The following is a 435-nucleotide window of genomic DNA, read 5'->3' as shown; positions in this document are numbered from 1 at the left end:
CTGTGACCCTGAGCAATGGCGCGGTAATCAACATTGCAGCCGGTCAAACGACTGGCACCGTGGCGGTCGATACCCCGGCCAATGACGTTTACAACAATGGCAGCACCGTCAGCACGACTATTACTGGCACCACCGGCGGTAACTTCGAAAACCTGGTGCCTAGCACAACGCCTGCAGTCACAACTATCACTGACTCGGCCGATGCCACGGGTCTGAGCCTGTCGGCATCTAGCGAAGTGGCAGAAGGCGGTTCGATTGTTTACACCGCGACTCTGACCAATGCGGCCGGTACGCCCGTCACCGTCACGTTGAGCAACGGCGCGGTCATCAATATCGCTGCCGGCGCTACCACCGGCACCGTTACTGTTGATGCGCCTAAAGACGACGTCTACAAAGATGCCGGCAAGGTTGAAGTCAGCATCGACCACGCCACTG

General features: G+C 58.4%; 1 protein-coding gene. It reads left to right on the top strand.

Annotation, left to right across the window (positions count from 1 at the left end):
• Window positions 1–435, top strand: a 435-nt coding sequence (locus RGM2987_RS00040; RefSeq protein ID WP_245138085.1) for an immunoglobulin-like domain-containing protein, incomplete at both ends; no start/stop codon positions are given.

Source organism: Pseudomonas sp. RGM2987 (genome assembly GCF_022952855.1).
Taxonomy (GTDB): Bacteria; Pseudomonadota; Gammaproteobacteria; order Pseudomonadales; family Pseudomonadaceae; genus Aquipseudomonas.
This window is presented reverse-complemented; position numbering and strand designations above follow the sequence as displayed.